The 22,759-nt window shown below is 46.7% G+C and carries 24 protein-coding genes; 6 read left to right on the top strand and 18 right to left on the bottom strand.

What is annotated here, in order from left to right; genetic code table 11:
- The first annotated feature begins 175 nt into the window (after positions 1 to 175).
- Positions 176 to 1,357: an SMI1/KNR4 family protein gene (locus tag FRY98_RS22970; protein WP_148456528.1), complete on the top strand. Its 1,182-nt coding sequence runs from the start codon at positions 176 to 178 to the stop codon at positions 1,355 to 1,357.
- Between the two features lie 75 nt (positions 1,358 to 1,432).
- Here the strand turns inward: FRY98_RS22970 and FRY98_RS22965 are convergent, their stop codons facing one another.
- From FRY98_RS22965 to FRY98_RS22930, 8 genes are all read right to left on the bottom strand, one after another.
- A complete protein-coding gene (locus tag FRY98_RS22965; protein WP_148456526.1) occupies positions 1,433 to 2,140 on the bottom strand; it encodes a DNA alkylation repair protein in 708 nt (235 codons plus the stop codon).
- Positions 2,141 to 2,221: 81 nt separating this feature from the next.
- The gene (locus FRY98_RS22960) at positions 2,222 to 4,009 is read right to left on the bottom strand and encodes a sensor histidine kinase (protein ID WP_148456525.1); all 1,788 of its coding nucleotides are present in this window, start codon (positions 4,007 to 4,009) and stop codon (positions 2,222 to 2,224) included.
- The gene (locus FRY98_RS22955) at positions 4,006 to 4,686 is read right to left on the bottom strand and encodes a response regulator transcription factor (protein WP_148456523.1); all 681 of its coding nucleotides are present in this window, start codon (positions 4,684 to 4,686) and stop codon (positions 4,006 to 4,008) included. The genes FRY98_RS22960 and FRY98_RS22955 overlap by 4 nt, the downstream gene beginning before the upstream one ends.
- A 79-nt stretch (positions 4,687 to 4,765) precedes the next feature.
- A complete protein-coding gene (locus tag FRY98_RS22950) occupies positions 4,766 to 5,251 on the bottom strand; it encodes a DedA family protein (protein ID WP_148456520.1) in 486 nt (161 codons plus the stop codon).
- Positions 5,251 to 5,778 (bottom strand): CDP-diacylglycerol--serine O-phosphatidyltransferase, encoded by a 528-nt coding sequence (pssA, locus tag FRY98_RS22945; protein ID WP_148456518.1) that lies wholly within the window; start codon positions 5,776 to 5,778, stop codon positions 5,251 to 5,253. The genes FRY98_RS22950 and pssA overlap by 1 nt, the downstream gene beginning before the upstream one ends.
- Before the next feature lie 190 nt (positions 5,779 to 5,968).
- Complete coding sequence (locus FRY98_RS22940; protein ID WP_148456516.1) at positions 5,969 to 6,814, bottom strand: formylglycine-generating enzyme family protein; 846 nt, start codon at positions 6,812 to 6,814, stop codon at positions 5,969 to 5,971.
- A gap of 121 nt (positions 6,815 to 6,935) precedes the next feature.
- Entirely contained in the window at positions 6,936 to 7,568 is a 633-nt protein-coding gene (locus tag FRY98_RS22935; protein WP_148456513.1) for a glycoside hydrolase family 11 protein, read from the bottom strand.
- Positions 7,569 to 7,826: 258 nt separating this feature from the next.
- A complete protein-coding gene (locus FRY98_RS22930; protein ID WP_148456511.1) occupies positions 7,827 to 9,143 on the bottom strand; it encodes a hypothetical protein in 1,317 nt (438 codons plus the stop codon).
- 70 nt (positions 9,144 to 9,213) lie between these two features.
- On the opposite strand from FRY98_RS22930, the gene FRY98_RS22925 reads away from it, so the two are divergent.
- Genes FRY98_RS22925 through FRY98_RS22915 form a run of 3 tightly spaced genes read left to right on the top strand, consistent with a single transcriptional unit; the run spans position 9,214 to position 11,781 of the window.
- Positions 9,214 to 10,164, top strand: a complete 951-nt coding sequence (locus tag FRY98_RS22925; RefSeq protein WP_148456508.1) for an ABC transporter ATP-binding protein — start codon at positions 9,214 to 9,216, stop codon at positions 10,162 to 10,164.
- 25 nt (positions 10,165 to 10,189) lie between these two features.
- A complete protein-coding gene (locus FRY98_RS22920; protein ID WP_148456506.1) occupies positions 10,190 to 10,933 on the top strand; it encodes an ABC transporter permease in 744 nt (247 codons plus the stop codon).
- A 20-nt stretch (positions 10,934 to 10,953) separates the two neighbouring features.
- Positions 10,954 to 11,781: a MerR family transcriptional regulator gene (locus FRY98_RS22915; protein ID WP_170287160.1), complete on the top strand. Its 828-nt coding sequence runs from the start codon at positions 10,954 to 10,956 to the stop codon at positions 11,779 to 11,781.
- Between the two features lie 231 nt (positions 11,782 to 12,012).
- Here the strand turns inward: FRY98_RS22915 and FRY98_RS22910 are convergent, their stop codons facing one another.
- Both FRY98_RS22910 and FRY98_RS29530 read right to left on the bottom strand, forming a co-directional pair.
- The gene (locus FRY98_RS22910; RefSeq protein ID WP_148456502.1) at positions 12,013 to 12,348 is read right to left on the bottom strand and encodes a hypothetical protein; all 336 of its coding nucleotides are present in this window, start codon (positions 12,346 to 12,348) and stop codon (positions 12,013 to 12,015) included.
- Between the two features lie 299 nt (positions 12,349 to 12,647).
- Complete coding sequence (locus FRY98_RS29530; RefSeq protein WP_225038886.1) at positions 12,648 to 12,731, bottom strand: putative holin-like toxin; 84 nt, start codon at positions 12,729 to 12,731, stop codon at positions 12,648 to 12,650.
- Between the two features lie 218 nt (positions 12,732 to 12,949).
- On the opposite strand from FRY98_RS29530, the gene FRY98_RS22905 reads away from it, so the two are divergent.
- A complete protein-coding gene (locus tag FRY98_RS22905) occupies positions 12,950 to 13,606 on the top strand; it encodes a glycosyltransferase (RefSeq protein ID WP_148456500.1) in 657 nt (218 codons plus the stop codon).
- A gap of 242 nt (positions 13,607 to 13,848) precedes the next feature.
- On the opposite strand, the gene FRY98_RS22900 is transcribed toward FRY98_RS22905, so the two are convergent.
- The 3 genes from FRY98_RS22900 to FRY98_RS22890 form a co-directional block, all read right to left on the bottom strand.
- The gene (locus FRY98_RS22900) at positions 13,849 to 14,847 is read right to left on the bottom strand and encodes a virulence RhuM family protein (RefSeq protein WP_148456498.1); all 999 of its coding nucleotides are present in this window, start codon (positions 14,845 to 14,847) and stop codon (positions 13,849 to 13,851) included.
- 182 nt (positions 14,848 to 15,029) lie between these two features.
- The gene (locus FRY98_RS22895; RefSeq protein ID WP_148456496.1) at positions 15,030 to 16,106 is read right to left on the bottom strand and encodes a hypothetical protein; all 1,077 of its coding nucleotides are present in this window, start codon (positions 16,104 to 16,106) and stop codon (positions 15,030 to 15,032) included.
- A gap of 268 nt (positions 16,107 to 16,374) precedes the next feature.
- The gene (locus FRY98_RS22890) at positions 16,375 to 16,662 is read right to left on the bottom strand and encodes a hypothetical protein (protein WP_148456494.1); all 288 of its coding nucleotides are present in this window, start codon (positions 16,660 to 16,662) and stop codon (positions 16,375 to 16,377) included.
- Positions 16,663 to 16,864: 202 nt separating this feature from the next.
- Between FRY98_RS22890 and FRY98_RS29525 the strand changes: the two genes are divergently transcribed.
- Positions 16,865 to 17,005, top strand: a complete 141-nt coding sequence (locus FRY98_RS29525) for a helix-turn-helix domain-containing protein (RefSeq protein ID WP_148456491.1) — start codon at positions 16,865 to 16,867, stop codon at positions 17,003 to 17,005.
- A gap of 38 nt (positions 17,006 to 17,043) precedes the next feature.
- Here FRY98_RS29525 and FRY98_RS29090 read toward each other — a convergent pair whose 3' ends face one another.
- The 5 genes from FRY98_RS29090 to FRY98_RS22860 all read right to left on the bottom strand — a co-directional run bounded on the left by FRY98_RS29090 (position 17,044) and on the right by FRY98_RS22860 (position 22,737).
- Positions 17,044 to 17,163: a DUF2750 domain-containing protein gene (locus tag FRY98_RS29090; protein ID WP_249043529.1), complete on the bottom strand. Its 120-nt coding sequence runs from the start codon at positions 17,161 to 17,163 to the stop codon at positions 17,044 to 17,046.
- 502 nt (positions 17,164 to 17,665) lie between these two features.
- Positions 17,666 to 18,829, bottom strand: coding sequence for a DUF4317 domain-containing protein (locus FRY98_RS22875; protein ID WP_148456489.1), 1,164 nt, complete (start codon positions 18,827 to 18,829; stop codon positions 17,666 to 17,668).
- Between the two features lie 61 nt (positions 18,830 to 18,890).
- Positions 18,891 to 19,472: a DUF4256 domain-containing protein gene (locus tag FRY98_RS22870; protein ID WP_148456487.1), complete on the bottom strand. Its 582-nt coding sequence runs from the start codon at positions 19,470 to 19,472 to the stop codon at positions 18,891 to 18,893.
- A gap of 94 nt (positions 19,473 to 19,566) precedes the next feature.
- Positions 19,567 to 20,481, bottom strand: a complete 915-nt coding sequence (locus FRY98_RS22865; protein WP_148456484.1) for a helix-turn-helix transcriptional regulator — start codon at positions 20,479 to 20,481, stop codon at positions 19,567 to 19,569.
- 3 nt (positions 20,482 to 20,484) lie between these two features.
- Positions 20,485 to 22,737 (bottom strand): ATP-binding cassette domain-containing protein, encoded by a 2,253-nt coding sequence (locus FRY98_RS22860; protein WP_148456482.1) that lies wholly within the window; start codon positions 22,735 to 22,737, stop codon positions 20,485 to 20,487.
- Positions 22,738 to 22,759: the final 22 nt, after the last annotated feature.

Genomic DNA, 22,759 nt, shown 5'->3' with positions numbered 1-22,759 from the left:
TATGTGTAATATAACATGAGTGTAATATAAGAGCAATCACGTCGCTTCCATATCGTGGGCTTTATCATGGACTTATTTAGACGAGGATATTTGCTTGGAAAGGCCACAAGACATGTCCTGCCACAATCCTGTAAAATAAGAACTTAGAATATATACATAGGAGCGAATAAAAACCATGAGGAATCATTTTAAAGGCCTATTCCGCAAAAACGCCGAACCGCCGCAGCCGAGCGAATTTATCCAAACCGTCAACAAGCTGCTGGATGAGTACAAAGGCTTGTACCAAGGGGAGTTCCCCTATGTGCTTCATGAAAGATTATCGGAAATCCAGGTGGAACAGTTTGAGGCGGCGGCCGGCACCCCGCTCCCGCAGGACTATCGGGATTTTCTGATCTATATTGGAGACGGAGCCGCCAAGAAGCGGCAATTTCCCTTATCCCTGTCTCATGCCAAGGCTTGCTTGGAATATTGCTTGCAGGAGGAAACGGAACCGGATTATATAAGCCGCCCTTTCAGCGCGGACAGCTGCAACCGGGCGTTTCATGAGGATTACGAGGATGGGGACAGCGACATGGATGAGGATGCGGCGGACGAGCACTATAACCGGCTCTATAGCGAAGCGCTGCAAGGGACGATTACCCTGCACCATGACGGATGCGGATATTATATCGTGATGATTGTTACCGGTGAATTGGCCGGTCAACTCTATTACATAGACACCTGTCATGGACAAGGTATACGTAAAGTCAGCGATTCCTTTGCCGAGTATTACCTGAAATGGCTGGAGCGCCGGATATTGGAGAGACGAGCGGAGCTGGAGCGGAATGATCCATTCGATTGCGTCATCACCAAGGTCAAGCTGGGCGGCAATGTGAGGGATTTGACGGTAAAAAAGGCGGAGCCCCCTTTTGAATTTCAGTTTGAGTATTTCTGTCCCGGCGATTTTGCCCTTGAAGGGGGACATACGGAGCTGACCCAGGTTCATGACCGATTGGTCGTCTCCTTGTATATGGAGGATAGGTCGTTTAGTCCTGTGGCGTACAAAAAGCTGGAGGAAAGCGCTAGTCCGGTAAGTCCGGCAAGTCCGGTAAGTCCGGCAAGCCCGGCGCCACCCGAGACCGGTAACTCCTCCGGTCCGACTATGAATCTCATCGGAGACCGGTCCGAGCATATCGTGATTGGCCAAGTCCGGAGATTATTCAAGTATGATACGGGCGAGCTCGCCTTCCCTTTGTATGTGGAGGGGCTGGAACAAGAAATTCTGATCCGGGGGCTGGACATTCCCGATTTGGCGGTAGGAGACCGACTGCAAATTCAAGGCAGATTGTGCGGAGAGGTGTATCGGATTCAGCGGTAGGCGAGTTAAAAGGAAACAGGGGAACGAGCCTTGCTCGTCCCCCTATCTGCACTGAGCAGGTGTAAGGAGAGGTCCCTAACACCGTACATATTTTCGTTTAAATCCAAGCTTTCCCCGGTCCAAGGTCTTCTGTATGTTTTCGGAAGCCTTCAGGAAGCTGCTCTTTTTGTTGTCCTTCTTAAGTTCCACCGGTCCGACGGCCTTGGCGGTCTCGACCGCCTGATGGTGGAGCGGCAAATACGATACAGCTACGGTGTAGATAAAGTTGTTCATCGCGGACTTCGTTCGTTCGGGAGCCCCGTGAATCGTTTTTTCCACAGTTTCAAGCATACGGGCAAGTTTGCTCTCGGAAAATTCATCATCCGGCCGGCTTCCCAACAGCCAGCAGTAACAGCTCCACCCCGCCGACATTCTCAGCTCTTCGCCGCTGGCGATCCACTTGTCGGCCACTTCTTGGGCGATCTCCGTTTCCGCCAAGGTTACCGCCACCACATAATCGGACAGCATATAGAAATAAGCCCCGTCCATCCAGCGCTCAAAGTCCGCCTCCGTCATCGCCTTGGGATCGGCAATGATGCCGGCAAAATACATCGCGTCGTAATTCCCCGTCGCGTACAACTGCTCGGCCAACGGCTGGTTGATTTTGATTTTCCTGAAGAGAGGCTTCATCTCTCCGGTCGCCACGCCAAACAGCGGTTCACGGGCGCCATTGGATACGTACATTTTTTTGAGCCGTTCCTTGCCGAGCGCTTCGAGCTCCTGCATCACCGATTCCAGATCCATGGTTTGATCTCAAGCCTCCCTAGAATTCATTTGAGTCTTCATTAAGCTTACTACGCGGAGCACCCAAGGCTCAAGCTCGGATCAGGTCCAGAACTTAAGGGTAAACATGACACCGCCGTCCTTGTTCTCCACCCGGTATTCACACTCGTGCAGCTCCAGAATCCGTCTGACGATGGCGAGTCCGAGGCCCGTCCCACCGCTTTTGCGATCCCTCGACGGTTCCGCCCGAAAGAATCGCTCCCAAATTCGTTTCAGGTAAGCGTCGGGAAGCGCCTCGCCTTGGTTATGGATGGAGTAGACACAAGCCTCGCCTTCAGCCGAAACGCGGATCCGAATCGTGCTGCCCTCTTCGGCATGGCGGATGGCATTGGTCATCAAATTCATCACGACCTGTTCCATTTTGGCGGCATCCGCCATAATTTCCCGTTCTCCATCCCGAATGACCCGGGCGGTAAGCCTCTTTTCCCGCAACTGATAGACGAGCTTCTCCAGCATATCCTCCGTAAGTTCGCCGAGCAGGATCGGAGATTTGTAGAGTTTAACGGTAGGCGACTCCAGCCGCAGCAGATCCAGCATATCCTGAACGAGCCGCTCCATTTTCCCGCTTTCCTCCAGAATGACGCCGACATAATGATCCTGCCGCCCCGCGCTGATTCCGTCCCGCAGGCCTTCCGCGAATCCCCGCACAATGCTGATCGGCGTCTTGAGTTCATGCGAGGCGTTGGCGAAAAAGTCTTTCTGCAGCTGTTCCAGCTCCTTGTTCTGCTCGATCTCCCTCCTTAAGCGGGCATTCGTTTCATTCAGCTCGCCCAGCGTCCTCTCGAGCTTGCTGGACAATTCAAACAAGGTATTCGACAGGCTGCCCAATTCGTCTTTCCGTTGAACGGGCTGTCCCCCGGAAAAATTCAAATGCTTCATTTCCTCGGCGCGCTTGTTCAGCAGCAAAAGAGGACGCGTGAGCATGCGGGAATAAAAAATGGAAAGCAGCATGATCAATATGAAACCGCCGAGGCCCAGATACCCGTAGAACAGGCGCAGCGCGCTATTCGTCTCCTTGATTTCCTGCAGTGAGGTCACGAGAAACAGCACTTCAATCCCGCCGTTCCGGCTGAGCACCGGCTGCATGATAATCCCGTTGCGGCTTCCGGTCCACGGATCGGTCCACCTCTGCTCGATCGGCTCCATTTGCTTTAACCGTTCCGTATAGGCTGTCGACAGCGGGAAAAATTCGTCCATCGCCGAATACAGCACACCGAGACGTATCCCCGCTTTGCTAAGATTGGGGACGCTGATCTTCTCCACTTTGCCTCTCACCACATCGGATTCCGTCCCCCCCGCCTCGATCCTTCCGATTTCTTGGAAGGCGCCCGGATGGGTCCCGTCGATTTTTTTGAGATAATGCGGATAAAAGGTGACGCTGCCCGTACTCACGCTGCCAGCACCCTCGGCGAACTCTCCTCGCACTTCCACTTCTTGTCCGACCTTAATATTCATGCGCTTGAAATCCCGCCGGTAGGCACTGACGAAATAAGACAGCGAGACATCAATCACCTTGCCGTCTTCGCGGAGGATCCGCATCCGAAAAGGATCATTGATCGACACATTGCCCGCAAAATCCGTCAGCGCGAAGTCGGCTTCATTCTTGTGCATCTGCAGCCAGGTCTTCGAGTACGGTTCGCGGGCCGCTTCCGGGTCCTTTTGATATATGGACGCTAACGCCGCCGCCGCCCGTTCCAGCTTGTTCATCTTCCGATGCTCATAAAACTCGGGAAAAACCAGCAGCTGACACAGGAGCACGATCACATAAAAAAGAATAAAGATGACGGCCGTAGCGATAAAAAGCTTGGTCGTAACGCCGAACCGCTTCATGGCGCCTCCTCATAGATGTACCCGATGCCGAAAACGGTCCTGACGCAGTCTGCCGCCGGCCCCAGCTTGCTTCTCAGCTTCTTGATGTGCGTATCCACGACTCGGATATCCCCTTCGTAATCCGGCCCCCAAGTGTGGCTTAATATCGTTTCCCGCGGCATTACGATCCCCCGGTTGCGCAGCAGTAACTGGAGGAGTTCATACTCCTTGGGCGTCAGGTCGATCGACTCCCCCTCCCTTTCCAACCGCCGATTACGGATATGCAGCATCACGCCGCATCCCACCGGCGCATAGGGATTGGGCGTGAGTTGACCGTCAATCCGCCTCATCAGCACTTCCGCTTTCGAGACGAGCACTTTGGGGCTGAAAGGCTTCGTTACATAATCATCCGCCCCCAACTCATAACCTTCAATCTGACGCTCATCCCCGGACACCGCGGTCAGAATAATGATCGGGACCCCGGAACGCCGGCGAATCCGGCGGCACAATTCCCAGCCATCCATTTCGGGCATCATCAAGTCGAGTATCACCAGGTCCGGCACTTCCGTTTCGAACACGTAAAGGCCTTCTTCGCCATCCGCCGCCTGGCATACCTCCCAGTTTTGCGCAGCAAAATAATCCGAGATCAGCTCCCGGATGCGATGTTCGTCCTCAACAATCAATACTTTTCTCGTCAAAACCGCGCCTCCTTCCCGACGGCCCTTCATTTTTCGTTGGCAACGCCGTTGATTCTTAAATAAAGATACCAACTGTCCGTTAGTGTGCATACCCCAGAATTCTTCCCGCCATGATAAAAATCAAACACCAAACAAAGGCGCCGATGGACGCAAACAGACAGTATTTCCGCAGCGGCATTCGGCTTATTCCGCACAGGTAGCAGGTGACATGCCGAAGTCCGGGAATAAAATAGCCGATCACGATGGAGAAAGGGCCGTATTTATTCATCCATCTTTCGACCTTGGCGATCCGGTGCTGCTTTAACCCCACCCATCTCCCGAAACGGTCCAGAAAGGGACGTCCGGCTCTTTTGCCGATCAAGTAGCTGATGAGCATGCCGCTCAGCGCGCCGACAAAGCTAAAGAACAGCGCATAGGGCAGCTTCATTGTACCGATCAAGGTCAAATACCCGACCGCGGTCATCAGCAGTTCATCCGGTATAGGCAAGCCGACGATCCCCAGCGTTAAGAGAAAGAGTATAGCAACGTACCCGTAATCCGACAGAAATTGAAGCGCCGATGCCATCAGCAGTCCTCTGCCACTTCGGGCTTTATTTTTTTCAAACTGGGAAAAGAAATTCTGCTGACCATCAGCAAACTAAGCAGCAGCGTTCCGAACGCCACGAACAGCGGCGGCAAAGACACGCTCAACAGCAGAACGAGCAGGGCCGCCAGCGGGATCGGCATCCCGACAAAGCCCGGCATATGGCTCTGCGCAGCATTAAAGCGCGCTAGACGCAGGGCACCGCAGCAGACGTAAGCCAAGCAGCTGACCGCTCCCCATACGCGAATCTCTTGCAGCGAAGTGACGTAGGCCAGTGCGGCGGGTGCGATCCCGAAGGTGACAAGATCGGCCAGCGAATCCAGCTCCTTGCCCAGCTCCGAGACGGCATTCAGCTTTCTGGCGCAAAAACCGTCGAAAAAATCACAGAACAACCCCAGCAAAATCAGCATCATGGAGGCTGCGGTTTGGCCCTGATATACGAATAAAATAGCGGAAAAGCCCAACAATAAATTGCCCAGCGTCAATACGGACGGAAACACTTTTTTCATTATAAATCACTCCACATCATTCGGCTTGATCTCCGGCCTGTCCAATTTCTTCCGACCGTTTGACAAGTATAGACAAAAGTTGTGTTCTTCTTGTGTTTTCCGCGAGGCATGCAAAAAGCCCTTCTCCGTCAGAGGAAGAAAGGCCTCAATATTACTATAATACACCTATTTCTAAAACTTCGGAGCCCGTCTACTTGCTGCGACTTACCCGAAAACCCTGATCGGGGCCAAAGCCGCTCGCTTCGAACTTGCCCCGAAAAGACAGCTCGCTGCTGCTGACGTCGCCGATCCAACCGCCGCCCTTCACCACGCGGAACGCACCGCCGCTGCTTGCCGAATCTTCTCCATACCAATCCCAGCACCATTCCCTGACATTGCCCGACATATCATAAAGTCCCAGCTCATTGGGTTTCTTGAGACCGACGGATCGGGGCTGGCTGTTGTTGCTTTCGATGCTGGACCAGTTCCAGTCTCCGGATAAGTATCGGTCTCCGGCGTTCCGCCAATACCATGCCGCTTCCTCCGCCCGATCGCTTCCGCTGTAGGTGTAGCTTTTGCTCATCTGCCCCCCGCCGGCGGCATATTCCCACTCCGCTTCCGTCGGCAGCCGGTAACCGTTGGCCCCCTCATGGATCGTTACCGTCCATTTCAAAGGGTCGTATTCGCTCTTGTTGTTCGGGTCCTTCGTCTGCTTATCTATATTGTAAACCGGGGTTAACCCCTCTTTTAGACTCCTTTGATTGCAATACTCGATAACGTCGTACCAACTTACCATTTCCACCGGCAAATCGTCGCCTCTGAATTGGGAGGGATTGCTTCCCATGATTTCCACCCACTCTCGCTGCGTCACCTCATATTTGCCGATATAAAAGTCGGCAGGGGTTATATTTTTCCCATAGAAACTGGACTTTGTGTTTTTAAAAGACCCGCCTTTGACGAAAACCAAGTCACCCTTCTTCTCGGCCGGTTTTTCCGATGAACAGGCGCTTATGACAACCAAGATGACCAGCACTGGAAAAATCAATAGCTTTCTCATCGATAGATCTCCTTTAGAACTAGGAATAGCCCTCTTTCCGCAGTATGTAGTTTAATAAGGCCGCCCGGCTGAGAGGCCGAGAGCGGCCTCAGCAAAATGAACTTCTATCCGGTTACAGCGATTACCACACCGTCACGTTGGAGCTGCCGCTGCTTTGGTACCCCTCCGTCGCCAGCACCTGGTAAGCCCAACTGCTTCCCAAGTTCATGCCTTTACTTCTCCACGCGTTGACATGGTTGCCAAACGTGATGGCCACGTTGCTTCCGGTCGGTCTTTTCGACTGCCGGACGCTCCAGAACTGTTGGAACGTCTGCGTTCCGTCAATCGAAGGTGCGTTGTATCGCATCGTCGTATAGATGTCATAAGTACCACCATCACTGGTCACGGTGCCTTTATATGTTCCGGTTGGTCTGTAAGTCCCCCAGCTGTCAACGACGTAATATTCGATCAGCGAGTTCCGCGTCCATCCATAAAGCGTCAAATACGCATTCCCGGACGGGGCCCAGACGCCGGCGTTATAGTTGATCGTTCGATTTGGCGATCCGTTGGCCCAGCCTTTACCGACCACAAAATTCCCGGTATTTTGCCATGTCACACTGTAATTGCCGCCCGATCCGTTGACCGCGTTCACGGTCCCGCCGCCGTCGGTCCAATTTTGCCAATACGTATTCGCGCTGGCGGTAACCGAAAACAAGCTAAGACTCATGGCAGCCGCCATAAAAGTTGCCAGAACTTTCTTTTTAAACTTGAACATGCATTGTACCTCCTGAAATGTTTTGGTCTTCCCCCTGGCGTCTCCAGGGAGTAACTAACACGCACTGTCACCTCCTTTTACTTGAAATGTATAGGAAGGAAGCGCATACATTAAACTTCACAAATTAAAGGTGTTATCCCCTAATATTTTACAATTGGCTGTTGGGAGTGATCTGGTCGCATGGGGGAAAAGTATAAAAAAGAGCTATCCCATGGATAGCCCTGCATGCGTATAACGCATAGTTCTTAATTGTTCCCGCTATTTGTCTTTCGGCAATACTTCCACCGCTATCTCCGCCCACTTCATCGAGCCGTACGGCGAAGTCATTCCCCCGACGAACACGTCCGGACTAAGTATATTAATCAAATAATTGCCAGGCTCATTGATCGTGACCGACCCGTTAAACTCCTTATTCTCGTTCATCTGAACGACTGTTTTCTCGCCGCTTGTTTGATAGTCTCCATGCTGAAACTTCGTCAATTGAAATCCAAGAACCTGACTCTGAATATATTCCGTAATGACAGATCCGCTAATCTCTATGGCTTCTCCAGCCTGTACCCGCACGAAGCCTTGTGTTGGCTTATTGAACACAATATCTTTCTTATACTCATCATAAACATATCGGATAGGAATCAAGGACGGATCCTTAACAATCCGATGGACGACGATGTCTGCAGATGGATTGTCATTGGAATGAACCTGCAGCGGATTCGGTCCTGGACGGAGATCAACGGTAAATTCAACCCGACTAAACTCACGATTTCCCATTTTAATCGACTTGTCGATGGTCTCTGGCCCTTTTAAAACACTAACGGCGGTCATACCGCCAAATCCCATGCTATGCATTAAATAAACGTCTCCGTACCCTTTTTGGACCAATGAACTGAACGTAATACGCCCCGCTTCTGTCGTATAGACAGGGTGCAGGACCTTCGCTGACATCTCATTCCACGTCAACTGCAAAGTTCCCCGGCTCCACTTGTAGTTGATGTTCATCTTCGGCAACATTGAAACCGGAATGTACAGCGTATTGTTTTTCATAAACGGCGGCAGAATTTTCTGGGCATCCTCAAGCACGGTAAGTTTGCCGTTCCCTTCAATATATAGCTTGGAGCTGTTAGCCCTGAAATGAAGGTTAGAAAAGGTAGTCGGATGACCTGGACTAAAATCGACCCAATAACTATTCGTTTTTGTACTTTTCATGATCTTTCCCACATGCGCTAGCTCCAGCCACTTGATCGGTAAGTAGAGGTTGCCGTTCTTCCTAAGCAGCGGAGATGCCTTCAAGGACTCCGAATCCAAGGTGATGGTGGACTTGTTCAATTTTGCGGATATTTTGTGCGGGTTCACTTGAAACACGGCCGCGTCACTTTCCATGATCGGCAGCTCGGATTTCGCTGCCTGTGCAGAGCCAGCCTGTAACGGAAAAGCAACAGAAGCAAGCAACCCGGCACATAGCCATAATATCGTAATCATTCGTCGCACGACGCGATCACCACTTTCCATTTTTTTGTATAGACGTGCAATGTTGAAAAATGTTGTGGTGCAACTGAAATAGGAAAGAGCGCTCAACATAAGCCCCTTGACTTTCCCATTGTAGGATAGTTTATGATCGCTTTGCATAACCAATAAGGGAGTGAAACCATTGGAAGCTATTACGGTGAGAGAACTAAATAAGACATTCAAAAACGGAAAAAAGGCTTTACACAATTTCAACTTAACGGTCTCTCAGGGAGAAATCTTTTCGCTGCTTGGTCAAAACGGGGTGGGGAAATCAACATTGATTAACATTTTGACCACTTACATCTTACCGACTTCCGGGGAAATCACAATTATGGGGTATCATTTGAAGAATGATAGCCAAAGCATCCGAAACTGCATCTCCTGTGTCGCACAACATACATCCATAGACAAACATATGTCGCTTAAGGAGAATTTGCAGTTTCAAGGCAGACTGTTCGGACTGGACTCAGCCACGATCCAAGCTCGCAGTGAAGAACTAATTCAAGCCTTTCACCTAACCGAATATTGTGATTATAATGTTTCCGAATATTCTGGAGGGGTGGCAAGACGGCTCGATATTGCCATGAGTATGATATCCCATCCCAAAGTTTTATTTTTGGATGAGCCAACCGTCGGTTTGGATATAGAATCAAGACAGATTTTGTGGCAAATGATGAAGACGATTCAAGAGAAGTTTAACACGACCATATTTTTGACAACTCATTATTTGGAAGAAGCCCAATTACTAAGCGATACCATTTGTATTATGAAAGACGGGCAACCACTAATTCAAGGTAGCATGGAAGAACTTAGGAAATATTTCAGCGAACCTGTTATTCGAGTTGAACTTAATACCGTTGATGATATTGCTGCGATCGTAGAACGTTTGAATGCTCAGGACGTTATCAAACACGTAAGAGTCGAGGAAAAGACATTATACATCTCTGTAGATGACAGCTCCGAAGGCTTCGCCAAAAGCAATTTATTATTAACCGAGAATCATGTTGGATTTTGTGCCATAGAGATTCAAAATCCTTCATTATCCGATATTTTCCTGAAATTCACTAGTCAGCCCATAAAGATGAACTTATAAATTGATTATACGGGGAGGAAGTAAAATGAGAACCTTCAGCATTGTCATGAGAAATGTAAAATGGCGGTTTAAAAATATGGAAACTATAATTATGACACTCATACAGCCGTTAATTTGGCTACTGTTATTTACTACGATGTTCCAATCGGAAACGTATGTTGGTGATAATTATACGGCTTATACACTTCCGGGAATTCTCATTCTCGTAACGCTAACTTCATCCGGTATGAGCGGAATTTCTAACTACTCCTGGAAATCCGACGGGATTTTTTATCGAATATTCATCTCTCCTGTGAAAAGAAGCTCTATCGTATTAGGGCATATTTTTGATGCAGCTATTTTAACTTTTGTCGAAGTTTTTATACTCTTTATTTTTTCTTTTTTCCTGTCCGTCAAAATAGCAACTGGAGTGCTCGGGTGCCTACTTATTATTGGTTTAATTTTCTTATCCGTTTTTTTTGTAGCAAGCCTCTCCTATGCACTTAGTATGATTTTTAAAACGGAAAACTCCTTTTTGGCCATTGTCAATACATTGATACTTCCCATCTTTTTCGTGAGCACTTCACTGATGTCTTATGAATATATCCCGGCTTCTTTCAAAATCCCGGTCTCGTTAAACCCTTTCACCTATGTTATAAATTGTATAAGGGAGTTAATTTTACAAAACTCTATTAACTGGAACTCTATACTAGGAACCTTCTTATTACTCCTGACCCTGGGCGTTTTGGCATTTCTGATCGCTGTACATGTATTGAAAACCAGAAACTAGTCATGTTGGGGAGGATTTCGATGCTTAGAATTAGTGACTTTTCAATACTTTCGCAGTTAAGCACTAAGATGCTGAGGCATTATGCTGACATTGATTTACTTCCCCCAGGCTTTATTGATGAAAGTACAGGTTATCGGTATTATTATGAGCACCAGTTAGCAATAGCTAACAAAATAAACATGTTGAAAACCATGGGATTCAGTCTGCATCTGATAAAAAAGATTTTATATGAATATGATGAGGACATTCATCTGATGAAGTTCTTGAATATGCAAGCGGCACAATTGCAGGAGGAAATAAATGAGAAGCAAGATAAGATATTGTTGATCAACTCCATGATTAAACATCTAAACGCTCAGAAAGACGCATCAAAATATACGGTTACAGCGAAGAAGATTCCGCAAAGACGGGTGATTTATTTACGCGCACAGCTCAAGCAGTATCAGGATGAAACCCTGTTATGGACAAAACTGTCCAGGATCATTCGCGCCCGGAATATACGACTAAGCTACCCGCATTATAATACAGCCGTTTTTTACGAAGAAGATGTCCAAAATCAAAGAATTGATGTTGAAGTTCAAAAATCCATTTCAGGGGATTATGAAAATCTGCGGGAAGCAAATATTAAAACAGAAAATGAACAAACCGTAGCTTCATTTATTTACGAAGGACACTATAACAAACTTAGTGAAGTGAATGAAACCGTTGCTCATTGGATCTTAGATAATGATTATGAACTGAACGGCCCCCAATTCAACATTTATCATATCTCCCCTGAAGAGGCTAACGAATCTGCCAACTTATTAACGGAGATTTGTTTTCCTATCAAGAAAAAACTAATTCCGTAGGATGCACGGAGTTCGATTAAAGATCACCCGGTACCTTCTGAATCATATTGGTATACACTTGGATAACATAGAATTCCTGCAAATCTGCATGCTTTTTTCTTGTTCGGACCCCAAATTTTGAAAATTCCTGCAAATCTGCAGGAATTTTTGACGAAACCGGCTCCTATCTCTAAATTCACTAGAAATACCTGCAGATTTGCATCTTTTTTCGAATTCCCCTCGGGGATCGGCTTAAATACCTGCAGATTTGCATCTTTTTGAACTCTCGCCTAACCAAACATCTCGAATTTTCACATGATACACGGTGTCTTCACCATAACTAAATTTAACAGTTGAGGTCTTGTACGACCTGTATTTTATGGATTCTACTTCTTTTGCGGTCCTAACCCCTAGTTCGACGTCCTCCTGAAGCTCAGAGAGGCAATAATCAGCTGTCTCAATAACATGGTCCCATTTCCATTTTTGCAAGCCAGGTACTGCACCAAATTGTTGCACAGGAAATGCTTTTTGATCGTTACTCTCATGGAAAACATGATCGTAGTAGTTTAAGCTTTCGCGAAAAGCCACTACCACCTGTGTCTCTACCATTACGACCTAACTGTCCGATGTCCAAATCAATATGTCGCATTTTCCATTGTTCAATCTGCCTAATTTTTCGCTTCCAACCCCGGATTTTCTTTTTATTACGCATTGGAGTTGCCAATCCCCCTTCTGGAGCGGGTCTCATTATTCTTGAGGTATAATTTTCTATATGCTAAGATAAAACTATATAAGGGACCGGCTGCAACCGGCCCCTCTGCACAACTTCCGCTATAAGAGCGGTCGGCATCGGAACGACGGAATAGACCGTGTCCTACCAGGGCGGTCTATTTCCTTTTATGGAACGAAAGTATCAACACAACCAATGTCGCAAATGAAATCATCAGCGTCAAAGCTTGGTATACTTCCATGGCATCACCTCCCTTCCGGGAGATTAGCCGACCGCCCTTACATCCGTTCAGTTGTACAACCTAAATATTACCATAAGTCGGATATTTCAAATAGTATGTGCATTTGATCTTTTGGCAAATTATTTATAGAGAATGAAAATCCCCCCTGTATATAACTGGATATTTTAAACACACTAAGATGACCGATTATATTCCACACGTACAAAGGAGCAGGATGGATGAAAAATAAATGGTTCACGGCATGGTTGTTAACGTCCGTGCTTGTTTGCAGCATGGTGCAGCCCTTAACCGCGCACGCGATCACAAACACAAACGGGCAGAAAGAGGCGATATGCCTAAGCCCCAAAATGGTGCAGTTGAAAGGCGATATGCAAAAGGTTTGGATCGACCATACGATATGGACCCGGAGCTACATTGTCAGTGCGATGTCGAATCGTGCGGATCAGAAGGACGTGTTGGATCGGCTTTTGCGGAACCAGCAGGACATCGGCAATGTAATCAAGCCTTATTATGGGGAAGCCGCCGGCAATAAACTGGCGGACCTGTTAAGGGAGCACATTTTGATCGCGGGAAAAATTGTAGCGGCCGCCAAAGCGGGCAATCAAGCGGACATGGCAAAATTGGAGAAGGATTGGCACAGAAACGCCGACGATATCGCCAAATTTTTAAGCAACGCCAATCCCAACTGGCAGTTTAAGACGCTGCAGGATATGCTCTACACGCATCTTCAGTTAATTAATGAGATCGTCATTAACTGTCTCAAAGGAGATTGGAAAGCGGATATTGCCGCCACCGATAAAAATGAAATCCACGTGATTCATCTAGCGGATATCTTGACGGAAGGCATCGTCAAGCAATTTCCGGAGAAATTTTGACCGTGAATCGATATGCTGAACCGGGTAAACACCAACACAAAAAAAGGGGCCGCTACGGCCCCTGAATTAACTCATCTTCGATCCCTCATCCAATAAAGCAAGAGCAAGCCGTGCTCGTTGGCTTTTTTCGCATAGTTGCATTCATGTGCCGGATTAAGCGTACGAAAAAGCTCAAAACGACTTGGGAAAAGATACCACCCCAATACAACCTCCCTAGAAACATCTAGAGGGGTTAAAATCAGTTATTTCAATCGATTTTTATTAATAAAATTGGTAAAGTCATCCTCTTGATTGTGTTGATTCTCAATTCGTTTCGCATTGTATTTCTCATATTGGCCAAGTGCCAATTTTTCGGCAACTTCTTGTGATATCTTCCCTGCATCTGTAAGAATTTCATGCTCATTAAATTTTAAGAAAGAGTTCAACTTTTCAATCCAATCCTTCATATACATTGGATTCTGTCGTTCCGCTTGATCTTCCGCATAGTCCAAATACATGGTTACAATACGATTCAAGGACTGCAATTCCTTGTCGGATAAATAATTTTTGGCAATAGTAACATCGGACTTTCTTACTTTATCGCCCTTCCAACTTGTTAGCCCCATATTCTCCTTCTCAGCATCGGCACGTTCTGCGATTAATTCAGCTGCTGTATGTCCATGAATAGCAAAATGCAGTTTATTCTGAACGGTTGCGAAGAACTCCTTAGACAACTCTGCTTGTGCATCATAATCGATTGATGTAGCATATATATCCGTAATTTTGCGATAAAACCTTTTCTCTGATGCACGGATATCTCGGATACGCTGGAGCAATTCATCAAAGTAGTCTTGTCCGAAATTACGTATATCCTTCAAGCGTTCATCATCCATTGTAAAACCTTTGACGAGGTATTCGTTGAGCCGTTCTGTTGCCCACCGCCTGAACTGCGTACCTCTATGTGAGCGGACACGGTATCCGATGGCGATGATCATCTCAAGGTTATAAAATGATACTTCTCGTTCTACTTGTCGTTGCCCTTCAGTTTGAACTATTCGGTTTTTCCGAATAGTTGCTTCTTCGTTCAATTCACGTTCTTCGTAAATGTTCTTTATATGTTCATTTATTGTGTTTACACCCTTCTGATACAATTCCGCAATCGCCTTTTGCGTCATCCAGACTGTGCCGTTTTCTAACTTGACATCAATCTTAGTATTTCCATCTTCTGTCTGGTATATTAAGATATCTGTATGGTTGTCCATTTCATTCACTCCTTTGCTATATCCATTTTACCACCCCCTACGGCCTGAGAGTCCAGGCCGCAGACCTCATCGGCAAAGAGAAAAAAGAGTACTCCCCATGTCCGATCATCACTCGATACTTCAGCGCATGCCGTAGATTCGTACGATTTCAGCAGCCTCCATTGAGACGTCTGTTCCAAAACTCACTCTGCCGTAAACTCCTCGGTTGACGGCATATTATCCCAAACCTTCCCGTCAGAACGGTAATACTTTCTCACATGCGAATCGTCTGTTTTTGTATAGTCTATAACAAAAACTTGCCCTGTTTCTATCAGCATCGGATAGTTGTCATAAGGCAATACATCGCCTGTTTTTGACTTATCTTTGAAATCATTGTACGCATTCTCCAAACGCCAAAACTCCCGGTATGCATAATCTTCAAATCCGGTCAAATCTTGTTTTCCAAAATACGAAGCCTCATATTTTTTTTCGTTAACTACTATAGTATCCACTCTGCTCGGTTCGATATCTTTCGCTAACCCAATTAAGTCTTCCGAATAAATGTTGTTGCCGTAAACTTTTTTCAACTGATTTGCCATGCTGGGAACGGAACGCGTAGTGTAATCCATGCCGTCAAACCCGGTATGCGCTCCACCGTAAATCCCCATCACGCTTTCGCCACTTAGATTGTTAAACTCGCGGATAAAGTTCTCCGCCATTTTGTTTTCGCGATACGCGTCATCGGAATTTCCATAGTAATATTTACCTTGCTCAATAGCCTCCTGCGCCAGCAAGTATTGCTCAGAGCCTTGCATGTTGTTTTTTTCCAAATACTTTATAAATCGTTCTCCGATCGTATCGTACTGGTGGCCAACATCCGTACCATGAAAAATCGTTTTGGGACATTTGCTTTTTATCTTCTTATAGAACTCCTTAATATCAGGGTTATGCGACGCAGTATCCATCCAATCCTCATAGATCTCGTCTAAAATATCATCGCTATCCGACCGCATCCAAATGTTTAAAAACTCCGCGGTATAGTACGGAGTTTCAATAAATAAATGTCGCATATTTTTGTTGTTGTAGTAATCACTCCATAGCTCTAATTCTTTATCTAAAATTTTTTTTACGCCATGCTGTTCCCCATACAAATAAATCTGACCTGATGGTTGCGATGAGGACGCAGGCTGATCAATCGGCGTGGGCTTATCTGAACAAGCAGCTAACACCGTCAGCAAGACCATCGCCACGACAAGCGCAAAGTATCTTGTGCTTTTCACAAGCTATTCCTCCATCGTTTTATTTCGGTTTCCGATTCTTTTTAGCTCAAATTGTGTTGCTTGCAACATCAAGATAAGCCTTACTTCATCATTTTTGTTCAAACCTAGCACATCCATTTTGAATAATCTATAAAAAAAGTCCTCGTTATAGCATATCGCAGTAATATCATGGAGTGGTCTTAAGTTCATATTAGTAAACATCATACCGCAAAAACTTGGACCAAAAGACCGATCGCCTGTTTGAGCATACTTGTATGGGGAATCGCCTTTAAGTCCTCCGACCATCATCACTCAGCAACGCAATCGCCAGCTGCACTCCATCTTTTACGCCTTGCATATACAAGCCTTCATTCTCTGCAGCTCTTCTGCAATGAAGCTTGTCCTCCCAATCCAGAAACTCCGGTATCTGTGCCTTGTTCACGCCAGGAAACATAGCATCAAGAGCCGCATGCTCTTCGGCCCCAAGCTTTCGTAACTCGGGCTGACGTTCGATTTGAACCATAACGCTGTTCACCCTCTCCTGAATCACACTATGAAACCATGACGGAATCTGCATTGCAGTTGCCCTCCTTCAATTCATGTCCTAACGCTTCAATGTTGCGCAGATCGGCCTTTTTAGTGTAGCAGCATTCATACGCCAGATCCTCTTGAGCCTATTATCAGTCTGTTATACTAACTGCAACAGATAAAGTTTCCAACAATATGTAATTGTTTTACAAAATTAAAAAAAGAAAATCGAGATCTGTTGATGATTCCTTGTGGATCGATCTTATATTTCCATGATTGAAGTTGGCAGAAATGAACCCTCTGTAACCAAAATATTTGAACTTTGCAAAGGGTTAAAAATCAAGCCTTCCGACTTTTTTAAACTGGTAGAAAACGAATATGTAGAGCTGTAAAAGAAGGACAATGCGAACAAATAAGAGCGGGTATAGGCCTAAAGGCAGCCTTTCCCGCTCTTGTTGTTGTTAATAGGTTTTTTCATGCAATCCTCGTTATTCCAAAATACAGACACCCTATTACCCTCGTCTTTAAGGCCGGGTAACCAATCTTCTATAAACTCTTCTAAGGCAATGCTTTTAGGGCTACCTTCTTAATAAAGTACTCATACCTCTTATTAGCAGGTAATTTTATGACACCTTCAAGTTCCTTAATGTCCATTGAGCCACCCTTATTATTTTCTTTCTGCCATACCCACTAGCTGTCAAGGTGCCTTGCGTACTCCCAACACTTCCAATTGCAAAAAGATGCAAATCTGCAGGTATTTCAGGCCAATCCACGCGCAGATGCGAAAAAAGATGCAAATCTGCAGGCATTTCTGACGATTTTAGAGAAACGAGCCGATTTCGTCGAAAATTCCTGCAGAATTGCAGGAATTTTGAAATTTGGGCCCCAAACAAGAAAAAAACATGCACTTTTGCAGGAATTCTCTGTGATCAACGTTTTCCCATAGGCTGCTGGTACTGGCAGATCGATGATGGCATGATACAGCCGCATTTAACTCCATCCTGTATACTCCTGTCCAGCGTTACGCCCACTCGAACCGGAACTCCCCCGACCTACAACGTCTCCGTATTCAGCGTAAATCCTTCAATCACGGCATCCTCGTCTACCTCGATCAAAATACACCGTTTCCCTTGATAATTCACCTGTCTCACGTACTTCAGATCCTGCGGGCTGACCGAAATCGTGGCGACCTTCGTATCGATCTTAATCGATTTCGAAGTGAATTTCGGGACGACGCTGGTCGCTTTGATTTCGTAGTTCCTGTCATCGACGATCGTTTCGAACGCCCGTTCCACTTTTTCCGCCGTCACATTCTCCACGCCGCTGACCATCAGCATGCGTTCCACATCTTTATAGTCCAGCTTCGGCGGTTCTTCCTCTTCATGGGTCTCGATGACCTGATGAATTTCCTCGTACACGCTGGCGATCGTTGAGGCGTCGAGCTGTTCTCCCGCCACTTCCTTCACGATCTCCTCAAAAATAGCTCTCTCCTCCAACGCCGTTACGGTCTTCTCGGCATTCAGGACTTCCTCGATGAAATGCTGATTCGGTTCGTGCGCCCTTCCCGAGCAGTACAGCACCCGATTCACGTCGGAATAGCCGTCCGTTACGCTGGGGTAGAAAAAACCCTGCTCCGGCGAACTCAACTTAATGATCGGGTCCACGATCACATTGTATTTGAATTCCCGCTCGACGTAATCGAACATGAGCGTTTTCTTTTGCTGCTCCGTAGAATTGATGCTGCACAGAATGAACGGATTGGCGAACATCTCGTCGTTTTCGCTTTCCTCGGCCTCTTCGTTTCTGGCTTTGGTCGGCTGATAGTATTGCCCGCGGACAAAAGTAATCACCGTATCCTTTTCATAATGGGTGTCCGCGAGCATCTTCTCCACCAGCAGGATCATCAGATCATGCCATTCCTCCGCATCCCCGGTTACCAGACCTTGATGGAGAAGCACCCGCGTAGGCGTCTCCGCTTCTTCGTGAAGCTTCAGCTCGAACAGCTTTTGATCCAATTCGCCGGCCAGCAGCTTTTTGAAATTCCCCATATAGAGCTCCTGCTTTTCCCTGTCCACCAGCGCAAAAGGCTGTCGCTCGTAATGATAAATCTCGTTCGTTTCCTTCATAATATACACATTCAAAATATCGTAAATTTGGAGCTTTTCGTGATCCAGCTTAAACTGCTTGCGAATATATGCGACTTCTTTCTTTAGCATGTTCTATGGGACATCTCCTAAAAGTGAAATGGTCTTTCCGAAACCGAGGTGCCTCCCGTACTCAGACCCTCAGCGAGCCGCGGAACCCTCTGGCGGCATAGTAGGATTCCGCGCCATTGTGGTACACAAACACCGTCTCGTAGCGCCGGTCGCAAAAGAGGGCTCCGCCAAGTTTTCTAATATTGTCGGGGGTGACCACCCAACTCGATGTTTTCGTATCAAACTTTCCAAGCTTCTGCAATTCCCGGTATTGTTCTTCCGTTAAAAGCTCAATCCCCATGGCGGCCGCCATATCCAGCGCGCTATTCTGCGGCTTGTGTTCCTTCCGCGACTCCAGCGCTTCGCGGTCATAGCAAACACTTCGGCGGCCTTTCGGGCTTTCCGCGGAACAATCGTAAAAAATGTATTCGCCTGTCGCTGGATCATGACCGACCACATCCGGTTCGCCGCCGGTTCTCTCCATTTCATAGAGCGACCACATTTTCTCGGCGTTCGCTTCGAGCTTGGCTTGAACTTCCGCCCATTCCAGGCCGTCATGGCGGTTCCTATTTTTCTCAAATCGGGCTTTCAATGCCGCGAGCAGTTCTTCCCCCTGTTCTGGGGACAGCACCTTGTTGTCGCTGGATTCATTCCTCTTGGTCATGGTCGATCCTCCCTCATTTCTACCTCAGCTCTTTATACCACATTTTTATTATAGTTTAAATCATCCCAAACTTCGTTTATTTCTCCACAATCTTTTAGCCGGTGTACAATTTTTTGATGTCATCTAAACATGCTATAAACTTCTGAATGAGTTCTTCAGGATAAATAATACGGACTTTATTTCCAAAACCAATAATTTGCGCGATAGCTTTATCAACCGTGTAATAATTTTTCTTTACGAGGATCGTCCCGTCCGGATGATTTATGATTTCATCTTTCTGAAAATGATCTAATACTTGCGCCCTCATCTCTGGGCTAAATTGGAGGCCAACCGTGATTACGCCGCTATCCGCTTTCCCGTCATCCTTGCCATAGAGATCTTCAATCGTATAGGCACGCCTGGTAAAATAGCGATCTGTGTTATACGTTTCAATGATCCGGGTTAATTTAAAGACTCTGAGTTCCTTCCGCAGTAAACAATGCCCCCAAGTATACCAGTGATAATCTTTTAAAAAGATTCCCATCGGTTCCATATCCCGTACGGTTTCAATTCCTTTATGATCCACGTATCGAATCCTGATTACAGTACAATTCTGAATGGATTTGTATAGGGCTTGAATATGTTGCAAACTGTTATTCGAATGCGAAATTTGCAATTGGATGCTTGGGTCTTGCGCGGGGACTGTGTCGATTAAAAGATTGATTTTTGAAATCAAGTCGTGGATATCCTCGAACCCCGTAGCCTTTTCAACACTTCTTAACGCCCATTGGATCGAGAGTAAATCCTCTAAAGTCAGATACGTTTTATCCCATTTGAACCCATCCATTAATTCATAACCGCCGTCTTGTCCGGAAAGCGATACGATGGGAATCCCTGCTCGATGAAGAGAATCGATATCCCGGTATATCGTTCTCTCGGATACTTCAAAATACCTCGATAGGTCCTCCGCCTTCATCCTTTTCCTGTGAATCAGCAGCACAATGATCCCTAATAACCGTTCGATTTTCAAGGTTCAGTCCCCCGGAATCTCATTTCTTAAATATTGTGCGGTTATCGAGTTGCATCGGGTCACCAAATCTTGCGGCGTGCCTGCGAACATGATCTCTCCTCCATGTTTCCCGCCATCGGGGCCAAGATCAATAATCCAATCCGCTTGTTTCATCACATCCAGATGGTGTTCGATCACAATGACGGTACTGCCGTTATCAACCAAGCGATTGAGAATGGATATTAAATGTCTCACATCGGACATGTGAAGCCCCGTCGTCGGCTCGTCCAACACATAGATGTTCCCGGATCGGTGAAGCTCGCCCGCTAATTTAAGTCTTTGGCATTCCCCGCCCGATAACGTATTCAACGGTTGACCCAACGTCATATAGTCTAATCCAACTTCCGATAATGCTTGTAAAATGGAGACCACTTCTTTCTCCCGGAAAAAAGATAGAGCCTCTAATACGGTCATGTCCAGGACATCCGATATGGATTTTCCATTTAACTTATACTGAAGAACTTCTTCTTTGAACCGTTTCCCATGACATGTTTCGCAAGTCGTTCTAATACTTTCAAGAAATGCCAGGTCCGTAGTAATAAACCCGTTGCCTTGGCAGTCCGGGCAAGCCCCTTCCGAATTAAAGCTAAAAAGCGACTTGCTTACCTTGTTCGCTGAGGCAAAGGCATCCCGAATCGCCTCCATCATGCCCGTATAAGTCGCCGGGGTTGACCTGGTCGAGGTACTCACTGACTTTTGGTCGATCACAATACTATCCGGATGCTGCTCCAGAAAAACATCAAAAATCAATGTACTTTTCCCCGAACCGGCCACTCCCGTAATGACAGTGAGCACACCACAAGGGATATGAGCAGTAACATGCTTCAGATTATGTTTTGAGGCTCCAACAACGGAAAGATATCCGGTGGATTTCCGAGTTTCCTTTTTTAGGGATAGGGTATCCCTCATATACTTTCCGGTTAATGTATCGGCATCGCACAACCCCGGGAAATCTCCTTCATAGACAATTTCGCCACCACTTTCACCCGCGCCTGGTCCAATATCGACGACATGATCGGCAATCTGAATCACATCCTTGTCATGCTCGACCACGATCACGGTGTTTCCTTTGTCCCGGAGTCGCTCGAGCATCCGATTGAGGCGGTGTACATCACGGGGATGCAATCCGGTACTGGGTTCATCAAAAATATACATCATATCCGTAAGACTGCTGTTCAGATGCCGTATCATTTTTACGCGCTGCGATTCGCCGCCGGACAAGGTTGATGTTTCCCGGTTGAGCGAAAGATAGTAGAGTCCCATGTCTACAAGATGATGCAACCGAATGGACAGATTGGAAATGATCGGTTTGGCTATGGGATCTTTTATGGCTTCGATGACTTTTAACAACTCGCCTATTTCCATAGCAGCGAATTGGGCGATGTTATAGCCATTTATTTTGCAATTTAATACCTCGTGGCTTAACCGGGTTCCATTACATGCCGTGCAATGGGTTATGGTAATAAACTTCTTGACATTGTTTGATAATTGATGAATTTCTTTTTCCAAAAACATGCGTCTAAATCGGTCAATTACCCCTTCGAAATACTTGACAGGTTCGTTCTTTAAGGGGAGTACGATTTTCTTGTCTTTGCCATAAAGCAGCATTTGCCACTCGGTCTCCGTGTAATCCATTAACTTTTTGTCCGGATCAAAAAGGCCTGAGATGAGATGTTTCTGCCAATACCAGGTCCCCACGGAGAAGGTGGAGAACAAAATCGCGCCTTCATTCAGTGATTTTGTCTTATCAAACAGCTTCTCTATATCGGGCTCCACCCTCCGCCCAATTCCCTGACACCTCGGACACATCCCCTTCGGATTATTGAAGGAAAAAACATCCGATTCGCCTATGAAGGGCTGCCCGATCCGGGAAAATAATAATCGCAGCAAGGAGTAAGTGTCCGTGACCGTACCCAACGTTGAACGTACGTTTCCGCCTAATCGCTTTTGATCGATCACCACGGCCGGAGACAGGTTCTCGATGGACAATGCGTCCGGTTGACTGTAGGTGGGCAAGCGATTTTGAATATACGCCGTAAATGTTTGATTTAATTGACGCTGGGCTTCCTTGCTGATCGTGTCGAACACGATGGATGACTTTCCGGAACCGGAAACGCCCGTAAACACAGTGATTTTCTTCTTGGGAATAGAGAGTGTTATATTTTTTAAGTTATTTTCCTTTAAGCCTACAAGTTTGATATATTGATTCGGATCCATCGGATTTACCACTCCTGTATCG

Source organism: Paenibacillus faecis, from assembly GCF_008084145.1.
In the GTDB taxonomy this organism is placed as follows: domain Bacteria; phylum Bacillota; class Bacilli; order Paenibacillales; family Paenibacillaceae; genus Fontibacillus; species Fontibacillus faecis.
The sequence above is the reverse complement of the archived record's forward strand: the minus strand, read 5'-3'. Positions and strand labels throughout refer to the sequence as shown.